20 protein-coding genes and 4 pseudogenes are annotated in these 26604 nt (G+C 62.5%); 6 read left to right on the top strand and 18 right to left on the bottom strand.

Features of this window, described 5'->3' with window-relative positions:
• Window positions 1-41: 41 nt before the first annotated feature.
• Window positions 42-1079, bottom strand: a complete 1038-nt coding sequence (locus ONR75_RS08885) for a branched-chain amino acid ABC transporter permease (RefSeq protein WP_265082265.1) — start codon at window positions 1077-1079, stop codon at window positions 42-44.
• 108 nt (window positions 1080-1187) lie between these two features.
• Window positions 1188-2345 (bottom strand): ABC transporter substrate-binding protein, encoded by a 1158-nt coding sequence (locus ONR75_RS08880; protein ID WP_265082264.1) that lies wholly within the window; start codon window positions 2343-2345, stop codon window positions 1188-1190.
• 286 nt (window positions 2346-2631) lie between these two features.
• Between ONR75_RS08880 and ONR75_RS08875 the strand changes: the two are divergent.
• The 3 genes and pseudogenes from ONR75_RS08875 to ONR75_RS08865 form a co-directional block, all read left to right on the top strand.
• Window positions 2632-4131 (top strand): annotated as a pseudogene (locus ONR75_RS08875) (bifunctional 3-(3-hydroxy-phenyl)propionate/3-hydroxycinnamic acid hydroxylase); the annotation flags it as partial.
• 79 nt (window positions 4132-4210) lie between these two features.
• Window positions 4211-5061: pseudogene (locus ONR75_RS08870) on the top strand (fumarylacetoacetate hydrolase family protein).
• 67 nt (window positions 5062-5128) lie between these two features.
• Window positions 5129-6301, top strand: coding sequence for a cytochrome P450 (locus ONR75_RS08865; RefSeq protein WP_265082263.1), 1173 nt, complete (start codon window positions 5129-5131; stop codon window positions 6299-6301).
• A 323-nt stretch (window positions 6302-6624) separates the two neighbouring features.
• On the opposite strand, the gene ONR75_RS08860 is transcribed toward ONR75_RS08865, so the two are convergent.
• From ONR75_RS08860 to ONR75_RS08835, 6 genes are all read right to left on the bottom strand, one after another.
• Complete coding sequence (locus ONR75_RS08860; protein WP_265082262.1) at window positions 6625-8208, bottom strand: AAA family ATPase; 1584 nt, start codon at window positions 8206-8208, stop codon at window positions 6625-6627.
• Window positions 8205-8612, bottom strand: a complete 408-nt coding sequence (locus ONR75_RS08855) for a DUF6634 family protein (RefSeq protein WP_265082261.1) — start codon at window positions 8610-8612, stop codon at window positions 8205-8207. The genes ONR75_RS08860 and ONR75_RS08855 overlap by 4 nt, the downstream gene beginning before the upstream one ends.
• 123 nt (window positions 8613-8735) lie before the next feature.
• The gene (locus ONR75_RS08850; RefSeq protein WP_265082260.1) at window positions 8736-9515 is read right to left on the bottom strand and encodes a hypothetical protein; all 780 of its coding nucleotides are present in this window, start codon (window positions 9513-9515) and stop codon (window positions 8736-8738) included.
• 10 nt (window positions 9516-9525) lie between these two features.
• A complete protein-coding gene (locus ONR75_RS08845; RefSeq protein ID WP_265082259.1) occupies window positions 9526-10101 on the bottom strand; it encodes an RNA polymerase sigma factor in 576 nt (191 codons plus the stop codon).
• A gap of 328 nt (window positions 10102-10429) precedes the next feature.
• Entirely contained in the window at window positions 10430-10744 is a 315-nt protein-coding gene (locus ONR75_RS08840) for a hypothetical protein (RefSeq protein WP_265082258.1), read from the bottom strand.
• A gap of 1551 nt (window positions 10745-12295) precedes the next feature.
• A complete protein-coding gene (locus tag ONR75_RS08835; protein ID WP_265082257.1) occupies window positions 12296-13813 on the bottom strand; it encodes a CoA-acylating methylmalonate-semialdehyde dehydrogenase in 1518 nt (505 codons plus the stop codon).
• A 103-nt stretch (window positions 13814-13916) separates the two neighbouring features.
• Between ONR75_RS08835 and ONR75_RS08830 the strand changes: the two genes are divergently transcribed.
• Window positions 13917-14264, top strand: a complete 348-nt coding sequence (locus tag ONR75_RS08830) for a LysR family transcriptional regulator (protein ID WP_265082256.1) — start codon at window positions 13917-13919, stop codon at window positions 14262-14264.
• Complete coding sequence (locus ONR75_RS08825) at window positions 14210-14854, top strand: substrate binding domain-containing protein (RefSeq protein WP_265082255.1); 645 nt, start codon at window positions 14210-14212, stop codon at window positions 14852-14854. Before ONR75_RS08830 ends, ONR75_RS08825 begins: the two co-directional genes overlap by 55 nt.
• Before the next feature lie 10 nt (window positions 14855-14864).
• On the opposite strand, the gene ONR75_RS08820 is transcribed toward ONR75_RS08825, so the two are convergent.
• From ONR75_RS08820 to ONR75_RS08780, 9 genes and pseudogenes are all read right to left on the bottom strand, one after another.
• Window positions 14865-15569 carry an ABC transporter ATP-binding protein gene (locus ONR75_RS08820; protein WP_265083599.1) on the bottom strand — a complete coding sequence of 235 codons (705 nt, stop codon included), beginning with the start codon at window positions 15567-15569 and terminating at the stop codon, window positions 14865-14867.
• Window positions 15562-15696 (bottom strand): hypothetical protein, encoded by a 135-nt coding sequence (locus ONR75_RS08815; protein WP_265083598.1) that lies wholly within the window; start codon window positions 15694-15696, stop codon window positions 15562-15564. The genes ONR75_RS08820 and ONR75_RS08815 overlap by 8 nt, the downstream gene beginning before the upstream one ends.
• Window positions 15697-15849: 153 nt before the next feature.
• Window positions 15850-16325: pseudogene (locus ONR75_RS08810) on the bottom strand (ATP-binding cassette domain-containing protein); the annotation flags it as partial.
• Window positions 16322-17313: pseudogene (locus ONR75_RS08805) on the bottom strand (branched-chain amino acid ABC transporter permease). The pseudogenes ONR75_RS08805 and ONR75_RS08810, both read right to left, overlap by 4 nt.
• Window positions 17314-17325: 12 nt before the next feature.
• Window positions 17326-18192 carry a branched-chain amino acid ABC transporter permease gene (locus tag ONR75_RS08800; RefSeq protein ID WP_265082254.1) on the bottom strand — a complete coding sequence of 289 codons (867 nt, stop codon included), beginning with the start codon at window positions 18190-18192 and terminating at the stop codon, window positions 17326-17328.
• A gap of 19 nt (window positions 18193-18211) precedes the next feature.
• A complete protein-coding gene (locus tag ONR75_RS08795) occupies window positions 18212-19462 on the bottom strand; it encodes an ABC transporter substrate-binding protein (protein WP_265082253.1) in 1251 nt (416 codons plus the stop codon).
• A 33-nt stretch (window positions 19463-19495) separates the two neighbouring features.
• Window positions 19496-21871 carry a xanthine dehydrogenase family protein molybdopterin-binding subunit gene (locus ONR75_RS08790; RefSeq protein ID WP_265082252.1) on the bottom strand — a complete coding sequence of 792 codons (2376 nt, stop codon included), beginning with the start codon at window positions 21869-21871 and terminating at the stop codon, window positions 19496-19498.
• On the bottom strand, window positions 21868-22371 hold the full coding sequence (locus tag ONR75_RS08785; protein ID WP_265082251.1) for a (2Fe-2S)-binding protein: 504 nt from the start codon (window positions 22369-22371) through the stop codon (window positions 21868-21870). The genes ONR75_RS08790 and ONR75_RS08785 overlap by 4 nt, the downstream gene beginning before the upstream one ends.
• Window positions 22368-23228, bottom strand: coding sequence for an FAD binding domain-containing protein (locus ONR75_RS08780; protein ID WP_265082250.1), 861 nt, complete (start codon window positions 23226-23228; stop codon window positions 22368-22370). The genes ONR75_RS08785 and ONR75_RS08780 overlap by 4 nt, the downstream gene beginning before the upstream one ends.
• 203 nt (window positions 23229-23431) lie before the next feature.
• On the opposite strand from ONR75_RS08780, the gene ONR75_RS08775 reads away from it, so the two are divergent.
• Window positions 23432-24055, top strand: coding sequence for a TetR/AcrR family transcriptional regulator (locus ONR75_RS08775; protein ID WP_265083597.1), 624 nt, complete (start codon window positions 23432-23434; stop codon window positions 24053-24055).
• Window positions 24056-24243: 188 nt separating this feature from the next.
• On the opposite strand, the gene ONR75_RS08770 is transcribed toward ONR75_RS08775, so the two are convergent.
• Window positions 24244-26340: a PQQ-dependent dehydrogenase, methanol/ethanol family gene (locus ONR75_RS08770; protein ID WP_265082249.1), complete on the bottom strand. Its 2097-nt coding sequence runs from the start codon at window positions 26338-26340 to the stop codon at window positions 24244-24246.
• Between the last annotated feature and the right edge of the window lie 264 nt (window positions 26341-26604).

Below are 26604 nucleotides of genomic sequence, written 5' to 3'. Positions count from 1 at the left end.
CACAACGGCAACGAAAACGAGGACCAGGATGCGCGGATGAATCATTCTTCTTCGTGCCCCGGATCATCGGTCAGCAGCGTTCGGGCGAGCAGCACCGGAATCAGCAGCGAGAAGACGATGACCTCCTTGAAGGAGGATGCCTCGAAAGCGGACACGGACTCGATCAGGCCAAGGAGGATCGCGCCCAAGGCCGCCAGCGGATAGCTCGCGAGCCCGCCGAAAATGGCGCCAACCAGGCCGCGCAGTCCGATCAGAAATCCGGTGTCGTAATAGATCGTCGTGGTCGGCGCGGCGAGCAGCCCGGCGCAGACCGCGATGAACACCGCCAGTGCAAAGGCGCGCTTGCCGGATTTCCCGGTGGCGATGCCCATCAGCCGGGCGCCGACGCGGTTGACGGCGGTGGCGCGCAGCGCCTTGCCCTCGAGCGTATGTTCGAAGAAGACGTAGAGACCTGCGATCAGCGCGACGGAGGTTCCGAGAATGACCAGCGACTGGCCGGTGATGGTCAACGGTCCGAGCGCAAAGTCAACGTCGATCATCGACGGCGCCCGCATGCCGTCCGACCCGAACACCAGCAGGCCGAAGCTGACCAGCGCAACGTCAACGGCGATGGAGACGATCAGCAGCACGAGAACGCTGGCAGCTACGACCGGCGCGTAGACAAGGCGATACATCACCGGTCCCAGCGGCACCAGGATCAGGCAACACAAGGCACCCTGCGCCAGGACCGGCCAGTCGTCGGTCTTCACCACCTGCAGCAGCGCCGCCAGCGCGAGCGGATATCCGACATTCCAGAACAGGATGGCAGCGAGATCGCCGCACGTGCGCCACTGCCGCTGATAGATATCGAGCGCGGCAACGGCAAGGCCGCCTCCGACCAGCAGCCAGACCGTCGCCGGGCATTTGCCAGCCTGCAGTGCAGCCAGCGTCAGCGCGGCGAACGCCACGAATGTTCCGGACGGAATGAAAATCACCCGCGTGATCTGGAACACGAGCACGGTTGACAATGCCAGCAAGGCATAGATCGCACCGTTCACGATCCCGTCCTGGGCGAGCATCAGGGCAATGTCGAAATTCATGGGCGATGCGATTCACAATTGGTCATCAGCGGCGGGGCGAAGCCGCGGCAGGCACGACACCGCCATCGGCCGATGCCGGAGGCGGTGTCGTGGAGAACGTAATGACGGTTACTGGACCAGCACCCACTTGCCCTTATCGAGTTTGCCGAGCAGCAGCGAGCTCTGCTCGAGCCCGGTATGATAGGTCGGGCTCATGTTGTATTCGCCGCGCGATCCCATGACGCCCTTCAGGTTTTCGATCGCTGTCCGCAATCCCTCGCGGAATTCCGCGGTGCCGGGCTTGCCGGCCTTGATCGCGGCGGGAACGGCCCGCTCGACCAGGATCACCGCGTCATAGGCCGACCCGGCAAAGATATTCCGGGTGTCGACGCCATACTTGCCTTCGTATTTGGCGATGAACTCCAGGGCCGCCTTCTTGGCGGGATAGCTGTCGGGGAACGATTCCGCACCTATGGTCGGGCTCAGCGGCACGAAGATGCCTTCGCTCTTTGTCCCCGTCAGCTTGCGGAAATCGCCGAAGGTCGCCCCCAGCGTGCCGTATAGCGCGCCGCGATAGCCCTTCTCGCGCAATTGCAGCACCGGCAATGCCGCAGGCGCTGCAGACGCCGCGATCAATACGGCGTCCGGCTTGGCCGCGACGATCTTCAGGACCTGGCCGACCACGCTGGTATCGGTACGGGCATATTTTTCATCAGCCACGATCTCGATGCCGGCGTTCTTGGAAAGCTCGGCAGCAACCTTGCTCCAGGCTTCGCCATACGGATCCGCAAAGCCGATCACCGCAAGGCGCTTGACGCCGGACTTCTTCATATTCTCGAACAGCGGCGTGGCTTCGTGCTCATCGTTCGGCGTGGTCTTGAACACCCAGCGCCGCTTCGCGTCGACGGGAGACACCAACGCATTGGTCGGCGCCAGAGTGATCATCGGGACCTTGGCTTCGGCCGCCGTATCGATGATCGCAAACGAGCCCGGAGTGGTGGTCGGCCCGATCAAAATGTCGATATTGGATTCCTGGATCAGCTTGCGCATCCCGGTCACGGCCGCCGTCGTATCCGAGGCTTCATCGACTGCGATGTAATTGACCTTCTGCCCGGCGATTTCGGCGGGACCAAAACCTGCGCCATTCTTTTCCGCATTGCCTATCGTGGCAGCGGGGCCGGTCGACGACACCAGCACGCCGATGTTGACGTCGGCTTTTGCACCGATCGGGCAGATCACGAGCCCAAGCGCCATCACAAACGAAAACCTGTCGAAATGAGACGTCACGGAGTCCTCCTCGAAGCGTTGTGTTTTGCGCCTGTGCTCGGCGTTTCCACTGCTACCGCTAAACGACAACCCTCGATAAAAATAACCAATTGCGTAGTTTGTCCGCGTGGCGGACTCTTGCCGAGCTCTGCGCTCGGCCAGCCCCTGTCGGCTCCGCCGGGGCTTGCAGCACGACACCCATCGCCGCATCGAGCATGACGAGCAGTCGGCCGATCACGCTGTCCGCTGCGCGGACAAATGTGGCGATGAGGTTGAACGGCCGCGGTAGCTGCGAAACAGATGACGCATGGTACACAACAATCCTGCAGCATCTGACGCCAACACCGACATCGTCATCGTCATCGTCGGGCTGGGCCCGGTCGGTTCGACGCTGGCAAACCTGCTCGGCCTTTGCGGCATCCGCACGCTTGTCCTCGAGCGCGAGGCCGACGCCTACCACCTGCCCCGCGCGGTCCACTTCGACGACGAGGTCATGCGGGTGTTCGAGACGATCGGTCTCAGCGACCAGATCGCCCGCGACGTCATTCTGTCGCCCGGCATGCATTTCGTCGATGCAAACGGCAAAATGATCCTCGACTGGTCGCGCCCCGCCCACATCTCGGCAATGGGCTGGCACCCGAGTTATCGCTTCCACCAACCCGACCTGGAGCGGGTGTTGCGCGCCGGCCTGGCCAGGTGGCCGAGCGTGACCGTCCGCAGCCGCTGCGACGTCTTCGCGCTGGATTGCGACGCGGACGGCGTCACGGTCCGCTTCGAGGACCTCGCCAACGGGCGCCTGTCGCGCTGTCGCGCCAAGTATGTGGTCGGCTGCGATGGTGCACGCTCGCTGGTGCGCCGGCTGATCGGGTCCGGCATGCTCGACCTGGGCTTCCACGAGCGATGGCTGGTGATCGACGCACTGCTGACGCGACCGCGCCCCGATCTCGGCGACTACAGCCTGCAACATTGCGATCCGGCGCGGCCGGCCACCTATGTGCGTGGCACCGGCAATCGCCGTCGATGGGAAATCACCCTGCGGGACAACGAGGATTCTCAGGCCATGACCACGCCGGCCCGGGTGTGGGACCTGCTGCAGAAATGGATCACGCCGGACGATGCCGAGCTTGAGCGCGCGGCGGTCTACACATTCCATTCGGTGATCGCCGAGCGCTGGCGCGGAGGACGCCTGCTGCTGGCCGGCGACTCCGCACATCAGACGCCGCCCTTTCTCGGCCAGGGCATGTGCGCCGGCATTCGCGACGCGGCGAACCTCGCCTGGAAGCTGGCACGCGTGGTCAAGGGCGATGATAACGACGCGCTGCTCGACAGCTATCAGAGCGAGCGCGCGCCGCACGTGCAAGAGTATATCGAGCTGGCGATCAGGCTGGGCGGCGTCATCAACACCAAGGCCATCGAGGCCGGGTTGCCCAATGGCCAACGCAACGCCGACGGCGCACCGCGGATGGAATCGACAAAGCCGTTTCTGGGCGCCGGCCTGAGCGCAGGCCGAAGCGAGATGACCGGACAGCTTGCTCCGCAACCCGTACTCGCCGACGGCACGCGACTGGATGCGCGCATCGGCTACCGGTTTGCGCTGCTGGCAACTCCCGCCGTTTCCGCCGCGCTGTCGGACGATGTGCGACGCCAGATTGCCGATGCCGACATCGTCCTCGTCGACGATGCCGTACCGGCGCTGCAAGACTGGCTGTCGCAGAACAACGCCGGACTCGTTCTGGTGCGACCAGATCGCTACGTGCTCGGATTTGTCCGCGATCAAGCCGACCTCCCGACACTGCTGGGAGCACTCGTTTCCGCCCCTGCCCGGTGTCCTAGTTGCGGCTCTTGGCAACTCTCCACCTCGAAACGGAATATCAAAAGGAAGTCCCATGAAGCTCGTCTCGTTCGTCGAAAACGGCCGCTCCTCCTACGGCGTCGTGAAGGAAAAAGGCGTCGTCGACCTCGGCCGGCGACTGAGCGAACGCGGCTTCGCGACGCTGCGTCAACTGCTGGCCGGCAACGCACTCGCGGACGCCGCCAGGCTTGCCGCATCCGAGCAGGCGGATTTTTCGCTCGAAAAATCCAGCTTGCGCCTGTCATCCCGGACCCCGACAAGATCATCTGCGTTGGGATGAACTATCGCGATCACGTAGCCGAAGTCGGCAGGGCCGTGACGGAGAAGCCGTCGCTGTTCGCGCGCTTCGCCGGCAGCCAGGTCGGGCATTTGCAACCCATGGTCAAGCCGACCGTCTCCGAACAGTTCGACTATGAGGGCGAGGTCGCCGTGGTGATCGGCAAGGCCGGCCGGCACATCTCGGAAGCCGACGCGCTCAGCCATATCGCGGGCTATTCCTGCTACAATGAAGGTAGCATCCGCGACTGGCAGCGCCACACCACCCAGTTCCTGGCGGGAAAGACCTTCGCTGGCACCGGCGCCTTCGGTCCCTGGCTGGTTACGTCGGACGAAATCCCCGACCCGACCACGCTGACGCTGGAAACCCGGCTGAACGGTCAGACCGTGCAGAGCACGACGACAGACAAGCTGATCACCAGCATTCCCGAACTGATTGCCTATTGTTCGACGATGCTGCCGCTGCTTCCGGGTGACGTCATCGTCACCGGCACGCCAGGAGGCGTCGGCCTCAAGCGCAATCCACCGCTTTTCATGAAGCCGGGCGACACCGTCGAGGTCGAAGTCTCCGGGATCGGCGTGCTGCGTAACCCCGTGATTGCCGAATAACAAACGGCGCGGCATCGATCCCTATGCCGCGCCAAAATCAAGAATAATGCCGGGAGGAGAAGACGCGATGGGCGCTGCGATTCCGTCTTATGACGTCGATCTATACAGCGATGAGGTGCTGGCCGAGCCCTACCCGCATTACAAGGCGCTGCGGGACGCCGGTCCCGTGGTCTGGCTGCCCCGCAACGACCTCTATGCCATCGCGCGCTACAAGGACGTGCGAGAATCCCTGCGCGCCCATAAGGTGTTCTCCTCTGCCGAAGGCGTTGCCGCCAACGAGGCGGCCAACCAGGGCTCGAAGGGCACCACAATCGCCAGCGATCCACCCGACCACACCGCGATGCGGCAGGTGATCGGCGCGCCGATGCTGCCAAGCCAGCTGGCGCTGATCCGCCCGCGGATCGAGGAAATGGCCGGCGCGCTGGTCGAGCGGCTGGTGGCGCAACGAGACTTCGATGCGGTCACCGATCTGGCCCAGCATATCCCGGTCAATATCGTATCCGAGCTCGTCGGCCTGCCCGAGCAGGGCCGCCAGAACATGCTGAAATGGGCTGCCGCGACCTTCGACATGCTCGGCGCCGCGAACGATCGTTGTGCCGCTGCGCAGGACAGCATCCGCGAAATGCGCAGCTACGTGATCAACGAGGCAACCCGCGACAAGATTCGCCCGGGGAGCTGGATTTCCAAAATCTACGATGCCAGCGACCGCGGTCTTTTTCCGGAGTCACGCTGTCCGGTGCTGATGCGCGATTACCTCGGTCCCGCCCTCGACACGACCATCTTCGCCATGGCGAACATCATCTGGCTGTTCGGCAGGTTTCCGGAACAATGGGATCTGGTCCGCGCCGACCCGGCTCTGATTCCTAACGCTCTCAATGAGGCCGTGCGCCTGGAGTCGCCGATCCGCGGCTTTACACGCCAGTTGACCGCCGATCACGACATTGAGGACGTCCGCATTCCGGCGGGGTCGCGCGTCGCGCTGTTCTATGCCTCCGCCAATCGCGACGAACGTAAATGGGAGGCCCCGGAAGCGTTCGATGTCCGCCGCAAGGTCAACGACCACGTGGGCTACGGCCACGGTGTCCACACCTGCGCGGGCATGCATCTGGCGCGGCTGGAAATTCACTCGGTGCTGGCAGCGCTGGTACCAAAGGTCGAGCGATTCGAGATCGGCGCGACCGTTCCCGCCATCAATAACGTGCTGCGCGGCTTTTCAAGTGTCCGAGTTCGCGTTCACTAGATCGGGCCAGCCGGTCACCGGCCAGGCTCAGGACCCATTAAATTTGTTGCGCGATGGTTGGGTGATTGATTCAATGGCGGTGTGGGGGCACTGCCATGGATGATTTGTTGTTGCTTTCTAGCTAGATCGAAGGCCCTGCGTCTGCCGTCTTGCTGCTCATCCACTGAAGCGAAGTCCGTTCCTTGAAGCGTTTTTGAAGAGCCGTGACGGTTTGCAGCGCTCCGGATCGGATAATGCAACATCTCGAGTATCTAACCAGGATGGCAATTCCCTGGGTGGCAGCTTCGGGCCAGAGTTCTTGTCGACGTGTTGCGAAATAGACTTCAATGCTTGGACGCCATTCGATCGCGGGTCTGAATGATAATCTCAAGAATACGTCGCAGATGACGCACGGATCCACCGGGCCACGCGGCAGTGACGCTGGCGAGTTCATGGGCATCGAGCGGAGTGATCCAGCGGTTATCAATGCCGCGATCGGCGGCAAGACCTCTGATCATCACAGGCAACAGCGCATCAAGATCCCGGATTGTCGGTTTTGGAAACGCAATGATCCTGAAGCGGTCGAGGAGCGGAAGGGGAAGTGGATCAATTGTGTTGGCGGTCGCAATGTAGTTCACGTGGCTTAGATCGAGCGGGATCTGCAATGCAGGATCCGGATAACAAGCGCTTGTTTCGGACTCCAACAGGCCAAGCAGACAATCCCACAACCGACCGTAATCATTGCGCGTGCTGGTCTTTTCGATCTCGTCGATCAATACAAAAGGATTGGCGGTTTTGCCCCGGGCAATCGCGAGGAAGGCATGGCATGGTTGGGCCGTGTTCCATCGCCGATCGGTGCCGGCAAAGGTGTTACCGTCTGATTGTGCAGCGTCATTGCGCCAGATAGTCAAGCCCAAAACCTCGCCTAGCCGGCGGGCGAATCGGGATTTTCCACTGCCCGGTTCGCCGACGAGCAGCAGCGGTCGCAACCGCACAGTGGGACGGCTGACGAGGTCTGTAAGTGTGAAATCGATGACATCGATGGCATAGGGAAATTCGGCGAACAATGCCGCGCGGACGCGGTCGAGGGGAGGTGTATGGATGAGCGGCAACGAAGTTCGCAGAACGTGTTTCAGCGGCTCTGTAAGTTTAAGGGCCTTCATCTCGGTCTCAGACATGCGCCCGACGGTCACATGGTGCTCAGCAATCGGCTCGATCGTTAGCTGATCGCGCATTGTGGAATCTGCGGCCGGTTGATGCGATTGCCTGACCGCCTGATTTGTCTCCATGTCACGGCGGATATAGTTCGTCGCATTGACGACTGCGGCGCGGATGCGATGGCGCGCCGACCGGTCGCCCAGGTACACCGCGCTGCTTATCGCCGGCCAATGGCGAGTACCATCGGTCAACCCTTTCGCGGCGGGCAGCGCGGCAAAACCGTAGACTAATTCTTCGAGGTCCGCGCACTGCTGATCCTCGAGATGTGCGGCAACCTGATGCAGGGCGTGGATCATGGCGCGCGTGACGCGCCGGTAGGCTGTGAAGCTTTCGAAGTCGTGTGGCACCGACAGCGACAGCAATCGAACGCAGTCACTCAGGCTGCGCAAAAGCGGCAGGTCCGCTATCACAGCGAGGCGGTCGAGTTCGGCAGCGAGAGCGCGACCGCTTTCGGCGTCCTGGGTGGCAGCCCATACGGCGTTTTGCGGGAGATTAGGGTAGAGTTCATCGATCTCCGCAACGAGGCGTTGCGCGACGACTTCGTCGCGGTTTTCCCTGGACAGCATAGCGTATCGCAAAATTCTTGGCAGGCCTTTGAGACGCTCCAACTCGCTATCGGCTGAATCTGCCGCAGCGCCGTTTGCGACAGTGTCCGGATCGACTTCACGGGGGCTCAAGGCATCATTGCCGTCGTCGTCGTCGTGGTTCAATTGACGTCTCCGGACCAGCCGGCTTCGTCGCAGCCGTCGAACGTAAACGGCGAGGTTGCGAGGATGCGATCGCAATCGTCGGGATCGGCGGGGCGTCCCAGGCGGTAGAATCGTGAGAGAGTCCGAGCCCAGTGTCCTTCCGGATCGGCAACCCAGACCTGTGAAGTGACGATTCTGCGCGATCCTAGCAGCGGATGCTGCGTGACCTGGCCGACGAGATGCAGGCCGAGCGGCGAGAGCACGGGGACATAGGAATCAAGCATTGGTGCGGTGCGCAATCGCACCGACACGAACGTGAGGTCATGTTCCAGCATGAGGCAATCCTCGGCCAACGCTTGTAGCCGGTCTGATAATGCGCGCGTGATGTGAACTGGATCGAGAAATGGAAACATTTTGGTCAGCATGGAAGTCTTTCGTTGGTCAGAACGGGTCAACCGGGGGAGGCACCAAGGCTGCCTGCCTTGGCACGCCCATCCGGCAAGCAATGCTGTTGAGACCACGGGCGGCTGACGGAGTTCGCTTGAACGTCAAAGATCACCGTCATCTTCAGCCAGCATGAGCATGAACGCATCGGCCCGAACCGCCGCTGCTGTCGCGAAGGCGCGGCATTGAGCGCTCAAAAGCGGATTCTGCCAGATCGAGCGTTCGTCGAAGAGCGTCATCAGGGTACTCTCGTCGAGGAACGGGACCTCGATTGCCACCTCCCGCGGCTCACCCGGCAGGAGTTCGCGATGCGGATCGCAGTCGCGCAGCATGCGACCCAGCACATCTATCTGGTGGGTACGCCCGCTGTCCGGAACAATGGTTGCGATGAGCGTCGGCACGGCGATATCACGATAACGCTGGACGTCGCGGGCCCGCGCGAAGGTGCGCACCGCCCAATCGATTTCTAGAACCGACGCGCGCGCCGGTATCAGCACCATTGACGCATCGCGCATAGTGGCGGCATTCGCGGCGCGCTCGTTGCAGCATAGATCCACTACGACATGTCCGTCTTTGCCTACCTCGGCCATGGCCATCTCGCGCAACGCAGTCACAAAGCGAGCGTCGGCGCTGTGGATCATGGTCGCCAGTCCGGCGCTGAGGTCCGACGGAAGCGCATAGGGGGCTGGCAGCATCAGCTCGCAGCACGTTACCGGTAGCGTTGCCTCGAGCGGCTCAATCGTCGAGAGAAGGCCATGGTAGGTCTGTCGCACCAGGATCGTCGGTCTATCCTGTAAGTGCAGTCCGTACGCGAGCAGCGCAGCGGTCAGGCTGCGGCCGCCGCCGCCGTTGAGACCGGCGACCAGATAAATCTGCATGGTCATGATGGCATTCTCACGCGGCACGACGAGAACGAGCGCAACCCAGCGTCTCCGGCCCGCCCGGTTCTGCGTCATATGCAGCGCGCAACCGCGCGGTTGCGCGGGACAACCGCGCATGCAGGGTGCCGATCGGCAATCCGAGCCGTGCCGCGATCTCGTCATGCGACAGTTCTTCGATCCGCGCGAGATAGATGATCTCTTGATCGACCACCCGCAACGTAGAAAGCGCTGCCAACGCATCGGCGACGTCAAGCCTGAGTTCCTGGGGCGCGGCGACCGGCAGGTCGATCGTTACTGCATCGCCGTCATCCGTAGTCACCGGCGACAGTGGCACCGAGGTGCGGACGTGAGCGCGGCGGCGCGCATTCCGGATGTGGCTGTTCAGAATGGACATCAACCAGCCGGACAGATTGTCCTCGGCATACCGATCCGCGCTCATCAGCGCAGTGATCATCGTGTCCTGTACGTAATCGTCAGGGGCACCGATCTGGGTCCGTCTACCGATCAGAAACGTGGCCTGGCGGCGCAGGGCCGGCCGCAGAGCGATGATGCGTTCGATATATTTCGGGGGAAACCTGGACGGTGACATGTGCGCTCCTTTGCCTGGGGCGAACCTGGCAGGATCCCAAAGGGTTGTCTAGGATCTAGATCCTATTTTGTGGACCGCCCGCTCGCTGGCCTCATCTGGTCAACCATCCAGCCAGCGTCCCATTGCGGCATCCAACGCCTGGCCGGAGATCCGACAGCCACTCGATATACTGGCCGAATGAAGCCGGCGGCTGGGGAAGTGCTTCCGGAAGGTGCGTCACGGCCCGCCCGAAAACAGTCCAGGCACCTTGCGAGCGGCAGTCTGGAAGGCGATTCAGACGTCAACGCCGTTGGGTGAAGTAACGGGGGAATACACCAACTGCTGGGCGTCAACCCGCGCCCGGCCGTGCCAGATGAGGCTTGCGCTGTGCTAGCCAGCCGTCAGCGTAGCGCTCCACCAGTTGGTCAATTCGGCGATATGCAGCATCACGGTCGAAACCCTGGGCTGCCAGGAGCAAAACGAGGTGATCACACCACGACCCGAATTTAGCATCCGGGGTGCGCAGAGCTTCAGTGATCATCAGGTGGAGCGCCACCCTCGCCACATCGTCACGCGACGGTTTGCGCAACGCAGTCTGCTGCAAGCGATACGCCCGCTGCTGCTCCGCTTGCTCAGCGCGGCGTTGCGTGATCGGTCTACGCATCAGCAATCCTCCGGAAAATGTTCATTACGCTGGCCCCCGCGGCACACACGTTCCAGCCATTCGAGTATGCGTCTGGTCGGAGCAAGCGACAAATCTGCGCCGGCAGAGATTCTTTCCTTCGACCAGGCCTCGATGCTGATCGAAATCAAACCCTTGGCTGAATGCGGAAAATCAGGTGATATCGAGCGACCTTCGAGAAATCGGACGGACCGTCGGAAGGACCGGGGTCGTTACGAGCGTTTGACCAGGCGGAAAAGACGATCGGAGGCCGGGCGTTTTGGCGAACCCGTGTCGCGTCTCTGAGATCGCAATCGATGGAAGAAAGCGACTAGTCCCCCGGCAACGCGTGAACGCCGCTCCCGCGGCGCCTCGCCCACATCACATTCTGAATCGGAAATTTCGGACTCCGCAACGCAAAACTCGAGGATTGCAACGAAGATATCTGGCTTTGAATCGCCATTTTCGAACTTTGAATCAAAAATGCGCAACTGCTTCTGCGTCTGGTGCAACTTTAGTTGCTGTTTGCGCAACTTGCCCCGGGTTGCCCCGAACATCAAACACGGGGGAAAGCCTGACTAAGCAGTCTCCGGGAACGTATGTGAGCTTGCGCATGGCGAAATCTTGCGGTCGCCCCGTTACAGATCAATAGCGTAAGCGTCATTCAAGGAATGCAACGCATATACTTAACATTGAATCGGCGCTGTCTGATCTCGAATCATCGATATCGAACTTTGCAACGTAAATATCGGGCTTTGAATCAGATGTTTCAAAATGCGGAGCTCACTTGCGTGGATTTTGCCATGTCTGCAGCGCGGCTATTGAACGATGAAACGAAGATTTCGGGATTTGAATCGTCATTCTCTGAGTTTGAATCGTAAATGCGCAACTGCGATCGCGTACGCGGCAACTGATTTCGACATGTCTGGGAATTGGACAAGGTCGCCGACAGAGCGAGATGGTCTCCAACTGCTGAACCAATGGCTGGTGGCGCGGCACATGTTCGAAAATCGTCGTCCGTCGCGAAGATCGCAAAGGGGTATTCACCTTACATGATAAAAGTAACGGAAATCATGGGATCTGAATCGGAATTATGTCGATATGAATCAGGTTTACCGAACTTTGCAACGCACTTGCACGTCTTTGAATCGCTGTTTCAAAGTGTTGAATCGGATGCGAAGGAAATGCCGTCACTTGCTTCCAGTCAATTGAAGGAAATCGTTGCGAACGCTAACGCGAGACGATGGATGAGCGGCTCTGGAACTGGATCGCCTGCCGGGCCGTAGTGTATAGAATGATACACCCCATGCCCTATGCTAAACGGGCGCTCAGAGCTGAGCTAACTCCAGCGTGGTCATGCGGTGGCGCGTCCCGTCCCCGGCGAAGATGTTGTTGGCCGCGCGACGCGGGCTATACGGGCCGAGCACGCTCCTACGTTGGCGGCCATGTGGCGCCATCTAGGCATCGGTAGCCGTCGATTCCACTCGGCAGCCTTTTTGTCCCGGTTTGATCCGGTGCGAGAATAATTGCCTCGCACCGGATCAATCGGCAGACCTATTTTGCCGTCGGCATCGCGAATTCGGCGCCGTGCGCCGTGCTTTCCGGCCAGCGCTGCATGATCGACTTCTGCTTGGTGTAGAAGCGCACGCCTTCCTCGCCGTAGGCATGCATGTCGCCGAACAGGCTGCGCTTCCAGCCGCCGAAGCCATGCCAGGCCATCGGCACCGGGATCGGCACGTTGATGCCGACCATGCCGACCTGGACGCGGCGCGAAAACTCGCGGGCGACATTGCCGTCGCGGGTGTAGCAGGACACGCCGTTGCCGAACTCGTGGTCGTTGATCAGCTGCAACGCTTCGGCGAAATCGGCGACGCGGACGCAGGACAGCACCGGCCCAAAAATCTCTTCCTTGTAGATCTTCATCTCCGGCGTGACGTTGTCGAACAGCGTGCCGCCGGTGAAGAAGCCGTTCTCGTGACCGGCGACTTTGATGCCGCGACCGTCGACGACCAGCTTGGCACCTTCCTCGACACCGAGGCCGATATAGCCTTCGATGCGCTCCAGCGCCTGCTTCGTCACGACCGGGCCCATTTCCGCCGCTGCTTCCATGCCGTTGAGGATCTTCAGCTGCTTGACCCGCTCGGCAAGCAGCGGGACGATCTTGTCGCCGACATCGCCGACCAGCACGGCGACCGAGATCGCCATGCAGCGCTCCCCAGCCGAGCCGAAGCCGGCACCGATCAGCGCATCCACGGCCTGGTTAAGGTCGGCGTCGGGCATGACAACCATGTGGTTCTTTGCGCCGCCGAGCGCCTGCACGCGCTTGCCGTATTGCGCGCCCTGCTGGTGCACATAGTGGGCGATCGGCGTCGAGCCGACGAAGCTGACGGCGGAGACGCCCTGATGCTGCAGCAGCGCGTCGACGACGACCTTGTCGCCCTGCACCACGTTGAACACGCCCTTTGGCAGCCCCGCCTGCATCAGCAGGTCCGCCATGAACAACGACGGCGAGGGATCGCGTTCGCTCGGCTTCAGGATGAAGCAGTTGCCGGCGGCAATCGCCACCGGGAACATCCAGCACGGCACCATCACCGGGAAGTTGAACGGGGTGATGCCAGCGACCACGCCGAGCGGCTGGCGCATGGTCCAGTTGTCGATGCCGGTGGAGACCTGGTCGGTGTAGTCGCCCTTCAGGAGCTGCGGAATGCCGCAGGCGAATTCAATGATGTCGATGCCGCGCGCGACCTCGCCCTGGGCATCGGAGAATACCTTGCCGTGCTCGGCGGTGATCATCGCCGCCAGCGTGTCGGTGTGCTCGTTCATCAGCGCTAGGAACTTGTTCATGATGCGGGCGCGGCGGATCGGCGGCATATCGGCCCAGGCCGGGAAGGCGCGACGCGCGCTCTTGACCGCGTCGTTCACCTCCTCGACGGAGGACAACACCACCTGTCGCGCCACGGCACCGGTCGCCGGGTTGTAGACCGCCTGCCTTCGGTTTGCCGCAAGCGCGGACGGCGCGCCGTCGATGAAGTTTCCGACGTCCTGGGTGGCTGAATAGGCTGGCGTGCTCATGATCGGTCCTCGGTTGAAACGTCCGGTGTATTTAGCGGCCGCGCTCCCGCGACCACAGATCAAATGATTGGACTGACTGTTCAAGATATTGAACAATAGACCGATGAAAACCAAGAAGGTGGAATCGCTGTGGTCGCATCTGCATTGGCTCGGCGTGCTGGCCGAGACCGGCAGCTTCACGGCCGCCGCCGGCCGGCTCGGCGTCAGCAAGGCGGCCATGAGCCACCGTGTCAGCGAGCTCGAGCAGGCGATCGGCGTGCCGCTGGTCCGGCGCACCACGCGCAGCGTGCGGCTGTCCGAGGCCGGGCAGCATCTGGTCGACTCCACGCGCGCGTCCTTTGCCGAGATCGAGCGCAATTTCGCGGGGGTGAAGGATCTCGCCGGCGCGCCGCGGGGGTGCTGCGCGTCACCGTGCCGGTGGCGCTGGGACGGCAGCGCATCGTGCCGCTGATCCCCGACTTTCTCCGGCTGTATCCGGAGGTCCGCATCGAGCTCGAACTGTCGGATCGCCTGAGCTCGCTGGCGAAAGAAGGATTCGACCTTGCGGTCCGCCACGTCGCCACGGTGCCGGATACCCATGTGGCGTGGAAACTCTGCGATACCCAGTCAGTGCTGGTCGCCAGCCGCAGCTATCTGAAGCGCCGCGGCACGCCGGCCCGACCGGAGGATCTCGGCGCCCATGATTGCCTGCACTATCTGCGCGACAGCGTGGCGCCGACTTGGGCGTTCGAGCCGCGCAAGGGCAAGAGCGGGCGGATCATCGTGAAGATTTCCGGTGTGTTCGCCGCCAACAACAGCGAGGTGTTGCGTGAGGCGGCACTTGCCGGGCTCGGCATCGCCTTGGTGCCGGACTTCAGCGCCCAGCAGGAGATCGCCGCCGGCCGGCTGCATCCGGTGCTGGCCGATTGGCGCGTGGTCGGCGCGTTCGGCGAGCAATTGTTCGCCATCCGCCCCTATGCGCCGCAGGTGCCGCGCACCGTGGAGGCGCTGGTGTCGTTCCTGCGCGAACGGCTGGCCGGCGGATTCTCGGCGCCGTCCTGACGACGGCGCTTCAGACCGCGCAGTAGCGCTCCTGGATTTCCTTGTCGGCGAGCAGGGCCGCGGCACTGCTCTCATAGACCACCTCACCCTGGTCGATGATGATTGCGCGATCGGCGAGCCGCAGCGCCCATTCGACATTCTGCTCCACTAGCAGCAGCGTGACGCCCTCATCGCGTAGGCGACGAAACAACACGCCCATCTCCTCGACCAGCACCGGCATGATGCCTTCGGAGGGTTCGTCGAGCAGGATCATCTTCGGCTTGGCGATCATCGCTCGCGCTATTGCCAGCATCTGCTGTTCGCCGCCCGACATGGTCACCGCCTCCTGATCGAGGCGCTCTTTCAGGCGCGGGAAGCTTTCAGCGATCTCGTCGATCGCGACGCGCTCGTTGATCTTGGCGTCGCTGGCGACCAGACCAAGCTGCAGGTTCTCCCGCACCGTTAGCCCGGGCACGATGCGACGCTCTTCCGGAACATAAGCGAGGCCGAGCTTGAAGCGCTGGTGGGCGCGCAGCGGCGACAGATCCGTGCCGGCGAAGCGCATCGCGCCGGTGGTCTTCGGCATCAATCCCATAACCGAACGGATCGTGGTGGTCTTGCCCGCGCCGTTGCGGCCGACCAACGCAACGACCTCGCCCTGGGCAACCGAGATCGACACGCCGTGCAGGGTATGACTCGAGCCGTACCAAGCGTGCAGGTCCGTGGTTTCAAGCATAGCCATCGTTCTGTCCCAGATAGACGCGACGGACCTCGGGGTCCGTCTGGATGTCGTGCGGCGAGCCATCGGCGATCAGGCGACCGTGATGCAGCACGAGGATGCGATCGCTGAGGCCGAGGATCATCTTCATTTTGTGCTCAACGAGGAGTATGGTCCGCTGCGCCGCCAGCTTCTCCAGCAGCGCCACCATCTCCTTGGTCTCCTCCGGTCCCATGCCCGCGGTCGGCTCGTCCAGCAGCAGAACTTCGGGATCGGAAACCACCGAGATGGCCACTTCGAGGGCGCGCTGCTGGCCATGGGCCAAATATTTCGCGATGTCATTGCGCCGGCCGATCAGCCCAACCGACTCGAGTGCGGCGTCGGCCTTTGCACCGAGTTCGGAAAAACTGTTTCGGTTGGTCCAGATATTGTAGCGCGAACGGCCCCCGCGGTCGCCTGGGCCGCGACGCGGACATTCTCGTGCACGCTGAGGTCGGGAAAGATGTTGGTGATCTGGTATGACCGCGCGATTCCGAGATGCACGAACTGATGCTGGGGCGTTCCCGACAGATCCTTGCCCTTGAACCGGATCAATCCGCTCGACGGCGTCAGCACCCCCGACAGCAGGTTGAAGAAGGTGCTCTTGCCGGCGCCGTTCGGTCCGATGATCGACGTCACCTTGCCCGGCAGGAACGTGGTGGTGACGCCCTCCAGCGCGACGAAGCCGCCAAACCTGCATCCGATGTTGTTAACGGCAAGAAGCGGCGCGTTCATCGAATGACCTTTGCCAAGAAGGTGCCCCAGATACCTTTGGGCAGGAACAGGACGAAAAGAACGAAGATCGATCCAACGATGATCTGCCAGTGCGACGTCCACAGCGAGAACACATCCTCCATCAGCAGGAACACCAGCGCGCCGACGAACGGGCCAAAAAGCTGCGTGCGCCGCCCAACAGGGTCATCATCACGATCATGCCCGAGGTCTGATAGTGCAGAAGGTCCAGCGGCACGAAGGCGAGGTGAAGCGCCGTCATGGTGCCGGCCAGCGCGCAGATCAGGCCCGACAAGGTGAAGGCCAGCAGCTTGGTCAGTTCGATATCGAAGCCGCAGGTCCGCGCGCGACGCTCATTCTCGCGGATCGCCTCGATGGCCGCGCCGAACGGCGAATTCAGGATGCGCGAGACCGCCCACAGTGCCAGCGCCGCGAATGCCAGCAGGATGTAGTACTTGTTCACCGGATCGAGGAAATTGATCTTCCATCCGACCAGGTTGATGCTCTCCACGGTGAAGCCGCGCAGACCGTTCTCGCCACCGGTCCAGGACGATGCCTGCAGCGCGGCGTAGTAGATCAGCTGCGCCAGCGCCAGCGTCACCATCGAGAAGTAGATCCCCCGCGTACGCGTCGAGAGCATTCCGATGATGAAGGCCAGCACGCCGCCGCAGAGCACGCCGAGCGGCACCGCCGCAAACCACGGAATGCCGAACCGGCCGATGGCAATGCCGGTGATGTAAGCGCCGGCGCCGAAGAACGCCGCGTGACCGAACGACAGCATGCCCGTGTAGCCAAACAGCAGATTGTAGCCCACCGCCAGCACGCCGTAGATCAGCACGTTGACGGCAAGCGCCTGCGACGGCAGCAGCCACGGCAGCAGGCACAGCGCCACAATCGACAGCGGCACGCGGTACGTCGTTAGGGTGCCGGCGAGCGCGGAGGGGGCGGCCGTGCTGGAAGGGATCGGTGCGGCGAGCGCCGGAGTTGACATGGTTTTGTTCCGTTACGCGAGTTTGCCGAACAGGCCTTCGGGCCGGATCAGGAGGACGATCGCCATCAGCGCGAACATCACGATGGTGGCCATTTCCGGCGCGAACAATGCGGTCATGCTGACGGCAACGCCGACCAGGACGCCGGCGATGATCGATCCCAGCAGCGAGCCGAGGCCGCCGATCACCGTCACCACGAAGGCTTCGGCGAGCACCAGCGATCCCATTTCAGGATTTACCGACCGCATCGGCCCGGCCAGCACGCCGCCGAGCGCGGCCAGGGCGGCGCCGAGACCGAACACCAGCAGCCACACCTTGCTGATGTCGACACCGAGCACCTTCATGATGGTCGGGTCGCGCGCGCCGGCGCGGACGATCAGTCCGAACCTGGTCTTCTCCAGACCAAGCCACAGCAGGACGAGCACAGCGATGACGACGCCGACTACGAACAGGCGATAGATCGGGAAGAAACCGACGCCGAGGTCGAGCACGCCGGTGAGCTGCGGCGGCGTCGGGAACGGAATGCCGTCGCTGCCGAAGACGATCCTGACAGCTTCAACCAGCACATAGCCCAGACCGAAGGTCAGCAGCAGCGGATCGTCGATGGAGCGGCCGTACAACGGCCGCACGAGGACGAATTCGATCACCATGCCGAACAGGCCGACCATGATCGGCGCCGCGACCAGGCCCCACCAGAAGCTTCCGGTGACCGACGCCACCCACAATCCGGCATAGGCGCCGACCATGAACAGCGCGCCATGCGCAAAATTCACCACGCCCAGCATGCCGAAGATGATCGACAGGCCAAGCGCAGCGATGACGAGGATCGCGCCGAGGGCAACTCCGGAAAAGAGCTGCATCAGGATGAGTTCTGCGTCCATGGTCGGGTTCGATTTCCTGTCAGGCGGGGAAACCGAGTTCGGTGCAGCTCCGCAGAACCTCTTCCGAAGCCGGTTCGTTGGCGACGACCTGGAACAGATCCATGTCGCTCTTCATGTCAGCCTTCTTCTTCGATTCGAGCACCAGCACCGACTGGATCGACTGATGGTCGCACTTGCGATAGTACTGCGGCCCCTTGGCGACGTTGTATTTGAGGTCTTCCAGCGCCGCGATCACCTTGTCGGTCTCGGTGCCGCCCGCGGCCTGCATAGCCAGCAGCAGCGACGACAATCCGGTATAACCATAGGCGCCGTAGTCGGTCGGGATCGCGCCGCCATTGGCCGCGCGATAGGCATCGTTAAACGCTTTTGCCGACGGGATCTCGCTTTCCAGACCCCAATAGTAGTTGGCGCCGCCGACCACACCTTCGAACACCTCGGGTCCAACCGCCAGCCGCTGGTTGTGCAACAGGACGGGCACCACGATCTTCATCTGCTGCTTGAGGCCGAAATCGACCGCCTGCTTGATGGAATTGGCCTGGTCGCGGCCGAAATTGCTGATGCACAGGATGTCAGGCCGCATCGAGCGCAGACGCGGCATCAGCGTCGAATAGTCCGCCGCGCCGAACGGATGCAGGATCTCGCCGACATTCTCCGCGCCGATCGCGGCCTGCGCGCGCTTGAAGCCGCGCACCATCTCGTGGCCATAGGCATAGTCGGCCGAGAGATAGGCGACCTTGGTGCCCTTCTTGAACGTGTGCCGCGCCACGGCGCCCGCCGTCATGTGCGGATTGAGCGCTTCATGGAAGGTGAACTTGCTGGCGTCCTTGAGCTCGTTAATGGTGTCGGACTGGCTGATCGAGACGTAGATCACGCCGCGCGCACGGGTCACTTCGTTGACCGCGAGCTGCACGGCGCTCGACAGTGAGCCGACGATGGCGTGGACCTTGTCCTTTTCGATCAGCTCGAGCGTCCGCGTCGCGGCTTCGCCGCCGTTGAGCTTGTCGTCGCGCACCAGAAGTTCAATCTTGCGGCCATTGATGCCGCCCTTCTCGTTGAACTGCCTGACGGCAAGCTCGGCGCTTTTGACCTGATCCTTGGCTTCGGCTGCGAAGGGTCCAGTCAGCGGCGTCGGAAAGCCGATGCGGACGGTGTCGTCCGCGGCGCGTGCGACCCATGGCATTGCAAGAAAGCTTGCACCTGCGCCCAGCCCAGCCAGCGCACGACGCCGTGAAATTTTCTGCTGCGAGATATTCCGAATGACGTCTCTCATGACTTCCCTCCGTATGCGTTTTTGTTGGCTTTGTTAGATATGACCGAGTGCCTTCAGGATTCGTACGGGCGTCATGGGCACTTGCGCGAGCGACCCGCCGAACGGCGCCAGTGCGTCGTTCACCGCGTTCAGTGCCGCCGCCGATGCGGCAGCGGTTCCCGCTTCGCCAACGCCCTTGGCACCGAGTTGCGTGTCCATGGTCAACGTCTCGACGTGATCGATGACGATGTCCGGCATTTCCACCGCCATCGGCACCAGATAGTCCGCCAGCGAGCCGTTGATCAGCTGGCCGCTGTCGCCATAGAGACATTCCTCGAAAAAGGCGGCGCCAAGACCCTGGACGACGCCGCCGCGGATCTGCTCGTCCACCAGCATCGGGTTGATGACGCGGCCGCAATCCTCGACCACCCAGTGTTTGAGGATCCTGACGAAACCGGTCTCCGCATCGAGCTCGACGAGGCAGCCTTGAATGCCATTGGTGAAGGCGAACGGATAGCCCTCGGGCGCGTAATGATGCGCGACCGAAAGCTGCGCCTGGGTGCCGGGCGGCAGCGTATCGGAACGGAAATAGGCGATGCGGGCGAGCTCCGCGAGCTCGATACGCGGCTGCGCCGTTGCCGCATCGACCACCCAGCCGTTCTGCAGGTCGAGCCGCTCCGGCTGCTCCTGCAGGATGACGGCGGCAACCGACAGCACATTTGCCTTCAGCTTCCGGGCCGTCCGCAACGCGGTTTCGCCACCGATGCCGGCGCCGCGGCAGGCCCAGGTCGCACCGCCGTGCGGCGTCGTCTCGGTATCGCCGGTGATCACCTTGACGCGCGCGCGGTCGACGCCGAGATGCTCGGCGACGATCTGGCCGATGATCGTTTCGGTGCCCTGCCCCAGCTCGGTGACAGAGATCGCGCAATGCACGTCTCCCGACGGCGTGATCTTCAGAAACGCGCCGTCCTGGGCGGAAATCCGCGCACCACCGACGCCGTAAAACGCCGGACCCGGGTTGGTGATCTCGACGAAGCTCGCGATGCCGATGCCGCGATGAATCCCACGCGCCCGCAACTCGACCTGTTCGGCGCGCAGCCTGTCGTAATCCATCAGCGATCGCAGCTTCGCGAGACAGGCGTGATGCGACAGCGCCTCGAACTTGTAGCCGGTCGGCGACGCGCAGGGATAGGCATCGTCCGGAATAAGGTTTTGGGCACGGACGTCGAACACGTCCCGCGATGTCCTGGCTGCGACCAAATCCACCAGCCGCTCGGTGACCGTGCAGGCGATGGGATGACCGACCGCCCGGTACTGACTCATCTGCACCTTGTTTTGGAACACCACCTGTAGATCGGCACGATAGTTCTGGAAGCCGTAAGGCGCACCCATCAGGCGAAAAACCTGATTGCCTTCCACGACGCTGGTGCGCGGATAGGCCGAAAACGCGCCGATGCCGGTCACATCCTCGACATCCATCGCCACAATCATGCCATCGGCATCCGCCGCCATACGGGCGCGGACGCGGTGGTCGCGGGCGTGAATATCCGATACGAAGGATTCCATGCGGTCGGCGACATATTTTACGGGACGGCCCAGCATGATGCTGATGCCGACCACCGCCATGTCCTCGTGATAGACGTGCAGCTTCATGCCGAACGAACCGCCGATATCCGGCGCGATCACCCGTACGCAGGCTTCCGGAATGCCGTAATGGCGCGCGTAGAGGTCCTGGAACTGGTACGGCGTTTGCGTCGCGTGGTGCACCGTCAGTCGCGGCTCGCTGGCATCGTAGTCAGCGATGATGGCGCGCGGCTCCATCGTCACCGCGGTGTGGCGTCCGAAATGGAACTCACCCTCGACGACGTGCGCAGCGCTGGCGAAAATCTCGTCCACGCCGCCGGTATCGATGGTGGCATGAAAGCAGACGTTGTCGCCAAGCTCCGGCGAGATCACCGGCGATCCAGGAGCCCGCGCCGCATCGAGATCGACGATCGCCTCTAGCTCCTCGAATTCGATGGAGACCACTTCTGCGGCATCCTCGGCCAGCGCGCGCGTATCGGCGACGATGGCAACCACGGCCTGGCCGGACCACACCACCTTGTCGATCGGGAGCGGCAGTTGCGGTGGCGACTTCATGCCCTTGAAATGATCGAGCGTGCCGACCCAGGGCGTGCAAAGCCGCGCGAGATCCTCGCCCGTAGCAATCAGCCGCACGCCGGGCATCGCTTTGGCAGCTTCGGTGTCGATGGAAACAACACGGGCATGAGCGTAGGGGCTGCGCACGAACGCCGCATGCAGCATGCGCGGTAGCACGATGTCCGTGACGTAGCGACCGCGGCCGGCGAGCAGCCGCTTGGCATTGGGACGAGGGACCGAGCGGCCGATATAGGAGTTCGGGCGATCAAGCGGGCTCAACGGAGCATTCATGCGCCAGCCTCCTCGGTCTGCCGGCTTTCGGCGCGGCGCAGCGCCACGACTTCGATCGCGTCGACGATCGCTTCATAGCCGGTGCAGCGACAGTAATTGCCCGACAGCGCATCGCGGATCGCGTCGCGCGACGGCACGCCGGGCAGCGACAGCAGGCCGTGCGCAGTCATCAGGATGCCGGAGGTACAGAACCCGCACTGCAGGGCGTTGCGTTCATGAAAGGCTTCCTGCAAGTCGGCAATTACCGAGCGATCGCTCAATCCCTCGATGGTCTCGATGGCCGAGCCATCGGCCTGTACCGCAAACATCAGGCAGGAATGCACCACGCGACCGTCCACCAGCACAAGGCAGGCGCCGCATGCGCCCATCTCGCAGCCGGTGTGCGTGCCGGTGAGTTCGAGCCCCTGGCGCAGAAAATCGGCCAGCGTCTCGCGCGGCGCGACGCCGCACGAAACGGCCTCGCCGTTCACCGTCATCTTGATCGCGGCGAGATCGGTCATGACGCCACCATCAGTCTTCCGAGCAACCGCCCGAGCAGCACGCGCGCCAGATGCAACCGGGCAGCTGCCGGCGTGTGTTCGTCGTCGGGCGGCGACAGGTCGCCGGCGAGCGCGGCCTGGGCTTCGACGATACCCGTCTGGTCGAGGTCGCGGCCGGTCAAAAGGCCTTCGACCTTTGCTGCCCGCATCGGCGTGTTGCCCACCGAGAAAAACGCAACCCTCATCGACTCGACGCGAGGTCCGCTGAACTCGGCGAGCAGTCCTGATCCGACGATGGCGTAATCGCCGCGGCGACGCGCGAGTTCATCGAACGCCCAGCGATGGCGGGGACCGACAACGGGAACGTGAATGGCGACCAGCAGTTCGCCCGGCTCGATGGCGGTCTGGAACAGGTCGATGAAGAAATCATCGGCCGCCACGCGGCGATTGCCGTCGCGGCCGGCGATTTCAAGTTCGGCGCCCATCGCCAGCATCATCGCGGGAAATTCCGACGCAGGATCCGCCAGCGCAACGCTGCCGCCGAGCGTGCCCTTGTTGCGGATCGCCGGATGCGCCACGAACGGCGCGGCCTCGCGCAGCAGCGGCGCATGCCGGGCGATCAGGGGATCGGTCAGCGCCTCGCAATGCCGGGTCAGCGCGCCCATGCGAAGCCAATCGCCTTGAAGCTCGACGCCACGCATGGATTCGATATGGGCGACGTCGATCAGCAATTCCGGCGCCTGCAGCCGCAACGCCAGCGCGGGCACCAGACTCTGGCCACCAGCGATATAGCTCGCATCCGCGCCGGACGTCGCGAATGTCTCCAGCGCCTCCGCCACCGTGGCGGGACGCGCGTAGCTGAACGCTCGAGCCTTCAAGATAAATTCTCCAGGGCCGTCCCACTCACCCAGATTTGTAACCAACTGGTCTGAAATCTAGATCACGCGTCGAAACCGGAGTCAACGGGTTGCGACCATTTGGTCATTTTCTAGCGCTACGCTATCAACGTAGGGGAACAGCGGAGCAATGCAGGACGTCGATGGCGAAAAAAGCCGCAAAAACAAAGGCACCGCGGCGCAACATGCGGGCCGCAGACCGCGAGCGATTAATTGTCGACGAAGCTATCCGCTTTTTTGCGGAACACGGCTTCGAAGGACAGACGCGCGAACTCGCCAAACGGATGGGCATCACGCACTCGGCGATCTACCGCCACTTCCCGAGCAAGGAGGCGCTGATCGAACGGGTCTATGAAGAGGTCTATCTTAGCCGGTGGGACACTTCGTGGGGTGCACTGATCAAGAACCGCAGCATGTCCGTCGAGCAGCGCCTGACGCAGTTCTATCTCGAATATGTCGAACGCGTTTTCGAGTACGACTGGGTGAGAATTTTCGTGTTCTCGGGCTTGAAGTCGTTCGATATCACCGGGCGCTATCTTGAGATCGTCCGCAAGGAGATCATCGAACCAGCCTGCCACGAGCTGCGAAGCGAACTGCGGCTGCCCGGTAGTTCAACTATTCCGCTGTCGGAGCGCGAAGTCGAGATGTACTGGGGATTGCACGGCCGGATCTTCTACATGGCCATCCGGCGGTTCGTGTACGGCACCCCGACCCCCGGACGGCTCGACGATATCGTCCATGATGCCGTCAGGGGCTTCATTGCCGGCTCACGCGTTCTGCTGCCGGACATAATTCCGGCCGGCAAATGACCAGCGGCGTTGCGCCGCATGTGCGGCCAATCCGCGTCGCGATTGCGGGCGCGAACGAGTGTGGGGTGACGCCCGATCGTGAAGAGAACCTGTCTGGACCGAAGCTAGTCAATCCGGTCCGGATAATTCTCAACTTTCGCGATTTCGTCGAGGCGGCTCCTCAAGAATGCCCCTCCCCGGCGTGACGACTACTTGGGCCGGATGGCGTCGGCGGTGCCCTGGATGAAGGCCTGGATCTTCACCACATCCTTGTCGGTCAGCTTGCCGGTGAAATCCGGCATGCCCCTGTCGCGGAACGGGCCCTTGAAAACAATGCCCTTCAGGTTGGCAATGGTTTCAGTCGGCAAATAGCCCAGGTTCGGAACGTTGCCGCCTTTGTCGACGCCCGGGACGCCGTGGCAGGTGGCGCAGGCTGCGACATAGATCGCGGTGCCTTCGGCGACGTCGGCGGGGTCATATTTCACGCCCTTGAGCAGGCCCTCGGTCTGGTACTTCACGAAGGCCGGCAGCGGTGCTTTGCCGTCGACGGCAAAGGTGTAGACGGTGCCCGGGCTCTGCAACTCGGTGGCGCGTTGCGAGATCCCGAACACGCCGCCCCAGCCGACTGCGATGGACACATATTGCTTGCCGTCGATCAGATAGGTCGATGCCGCGGCGACGACGCCGGTGCCGGTCGGCGACTCCCATAGCTTGTCGCCGTTAGCGGCATTATAGGCGATGAAGCGGCCGTCGGCGGTGCCCTGAAACACCAGGTTGCCGGCGGTGGTGAGCGTGCCGCCGTTCCACGGCGCCACATATTCGGCGCGCCACGCCTCCTTCTGCTTCACCGGATCCCACGCGATGAGGCGCCCGAAAGCCGGAGCCTTGGGCGGCGTGGCATTGAGCATGAAGCCGACATTCCAGCCGGTGGTGCCGCCGAACTTGCCGGGCGTCGGCGCATTCTGGGCAAAGGTCTTTTCTGGCGTGAGGTTCACCGGCACGTTCTGCGCCGGCAGATAGACCAGCCCGGTCTGCGGATTGAACGACATGGGATGCCAGTTATGCGCACCGTAGGGGCCGGGAACAGCGTCATAGGGCGCATCGCCGCGCGCCGCCGCAACCTCGATCGGCCGGCCGTTGGCATCGTAGCCGGTGGCCCAGTTCACATCGACGAAGTTTTTGGCCGAGATGAACTTGCCGTTGGTCCGGTCGACGACGAAGAAGAAACCGTTCTTGGGCGCATGCAGGATGACCTTGCGGGGCGCGCCGTCGATGGTGATATCGGCGAGAATCATCGGCTGGGTCGAGGTGTAGTCCCAGTTGTCGCCCGGCGTTTCCTGATAGTGCCAGACGTATTTTCCGGTGTCGGCATTCAGCGCCACCAGCGAGGCGAGATACAGGTTGTCGCCGCCGTCGGGGCTGCGCACGTTCCTGTTCCAGGGCGAGCCGTTGCCGGTGCCGATATAGACCAGATTGAGCTCGGGATCGTAAGTCATGGTGTCCCACGGCGTGCCGCCGCCGCCATTGAGCCAGTACTTGCCGGCCGGATCCCAGGTCTTGGCCGCCGCGGCCATCGACTCGTCTTCGAACGGCTTGGCCGGATCGCCGGGAACGGTGAACCAGCGCCACGCCTGGCTGCCCGTCTCGGCATCGTAAGCCGTGACATAGCCGCGCGCGCCGTATTCCGCGCCGCCCTGGCCGATGATGACCTTGCCGTTGAACACGCGCGGCGCGCCAGTGATGGTGTAGGAATGATCGTGATCGATCAGCGTGTCCTTTTCCCACACCTTCTGCCCGGTGACCGCATCGAGCGCGATCAGCCGCCCGTCATAGGCGGCGACTAACACCTTGCCCTTGTAAAGGGCGACGCCGCGGTTGACGACGTCGCAGCAACCCTTGTAGCCCTTCTCGCGATCCACGCCGGGATCGAACGTCCAGATATTCTTGCCGGTGCGCGCATCGATGGCGTGCACCACGCTCCATGACGCGGTCTGATACATGATGCCGTCGACCACCACGGGAGTCGCCTCGACGCCGCGCGACGATCCCAGACTGTAGCTCCAGACCAGCCCCAGCTTCTTGACGTTATCGACGTTGATCTGGTTGAGCTTGCTGAAACGCGTTTCCGCATAGTCCAGACCGATGGTCGGCCAATCCTGCGAGGTCGCCGTGTTAGCCTTGATCGACGCACCATCGACCGCGGAGGTCACCGCCTTGATGTGATCGGCAGAGCCCTTTGCTGCGCTCTGGGCAAATGCAGTGCCGGCAGAAACCGTGAGGCTGAGCGCCAGCGTGATCGACGCCACACGCGCCAGTGAAGAAAGACAAAGGGTTTCGGAGGAATGACCACGCACAGAATCGGGGCGTCGCAAACGAGCCATTAATATTCCTCCCAAATGATCTCTAGCGGATCTGCCGATATCGTATGCGAAAGAAAATCGTCGGGTCAATCGAATACCGATTGCGACATGCGGAGGAGAAAGCAGACACAAATGCCGCGCGCCGAATGCGACAATGCCGATATCGACCGTACGACATCACATGGACTCGCATGTCGTCAGTTTCGATGC

Origin of the sequence: Rhodopseudomonas sp. P2A-2r (assembly GCF_026015985.1) — a bacterium.
GTDB lineage: Bacteria > Pseudomonadota > Alphaproteobacteria > Rhizobiales > Xanthobacteraceae > Tardiphaga.
This window is presented reverse-complemented; position numbering and strand designations above follow the sequence as displayed.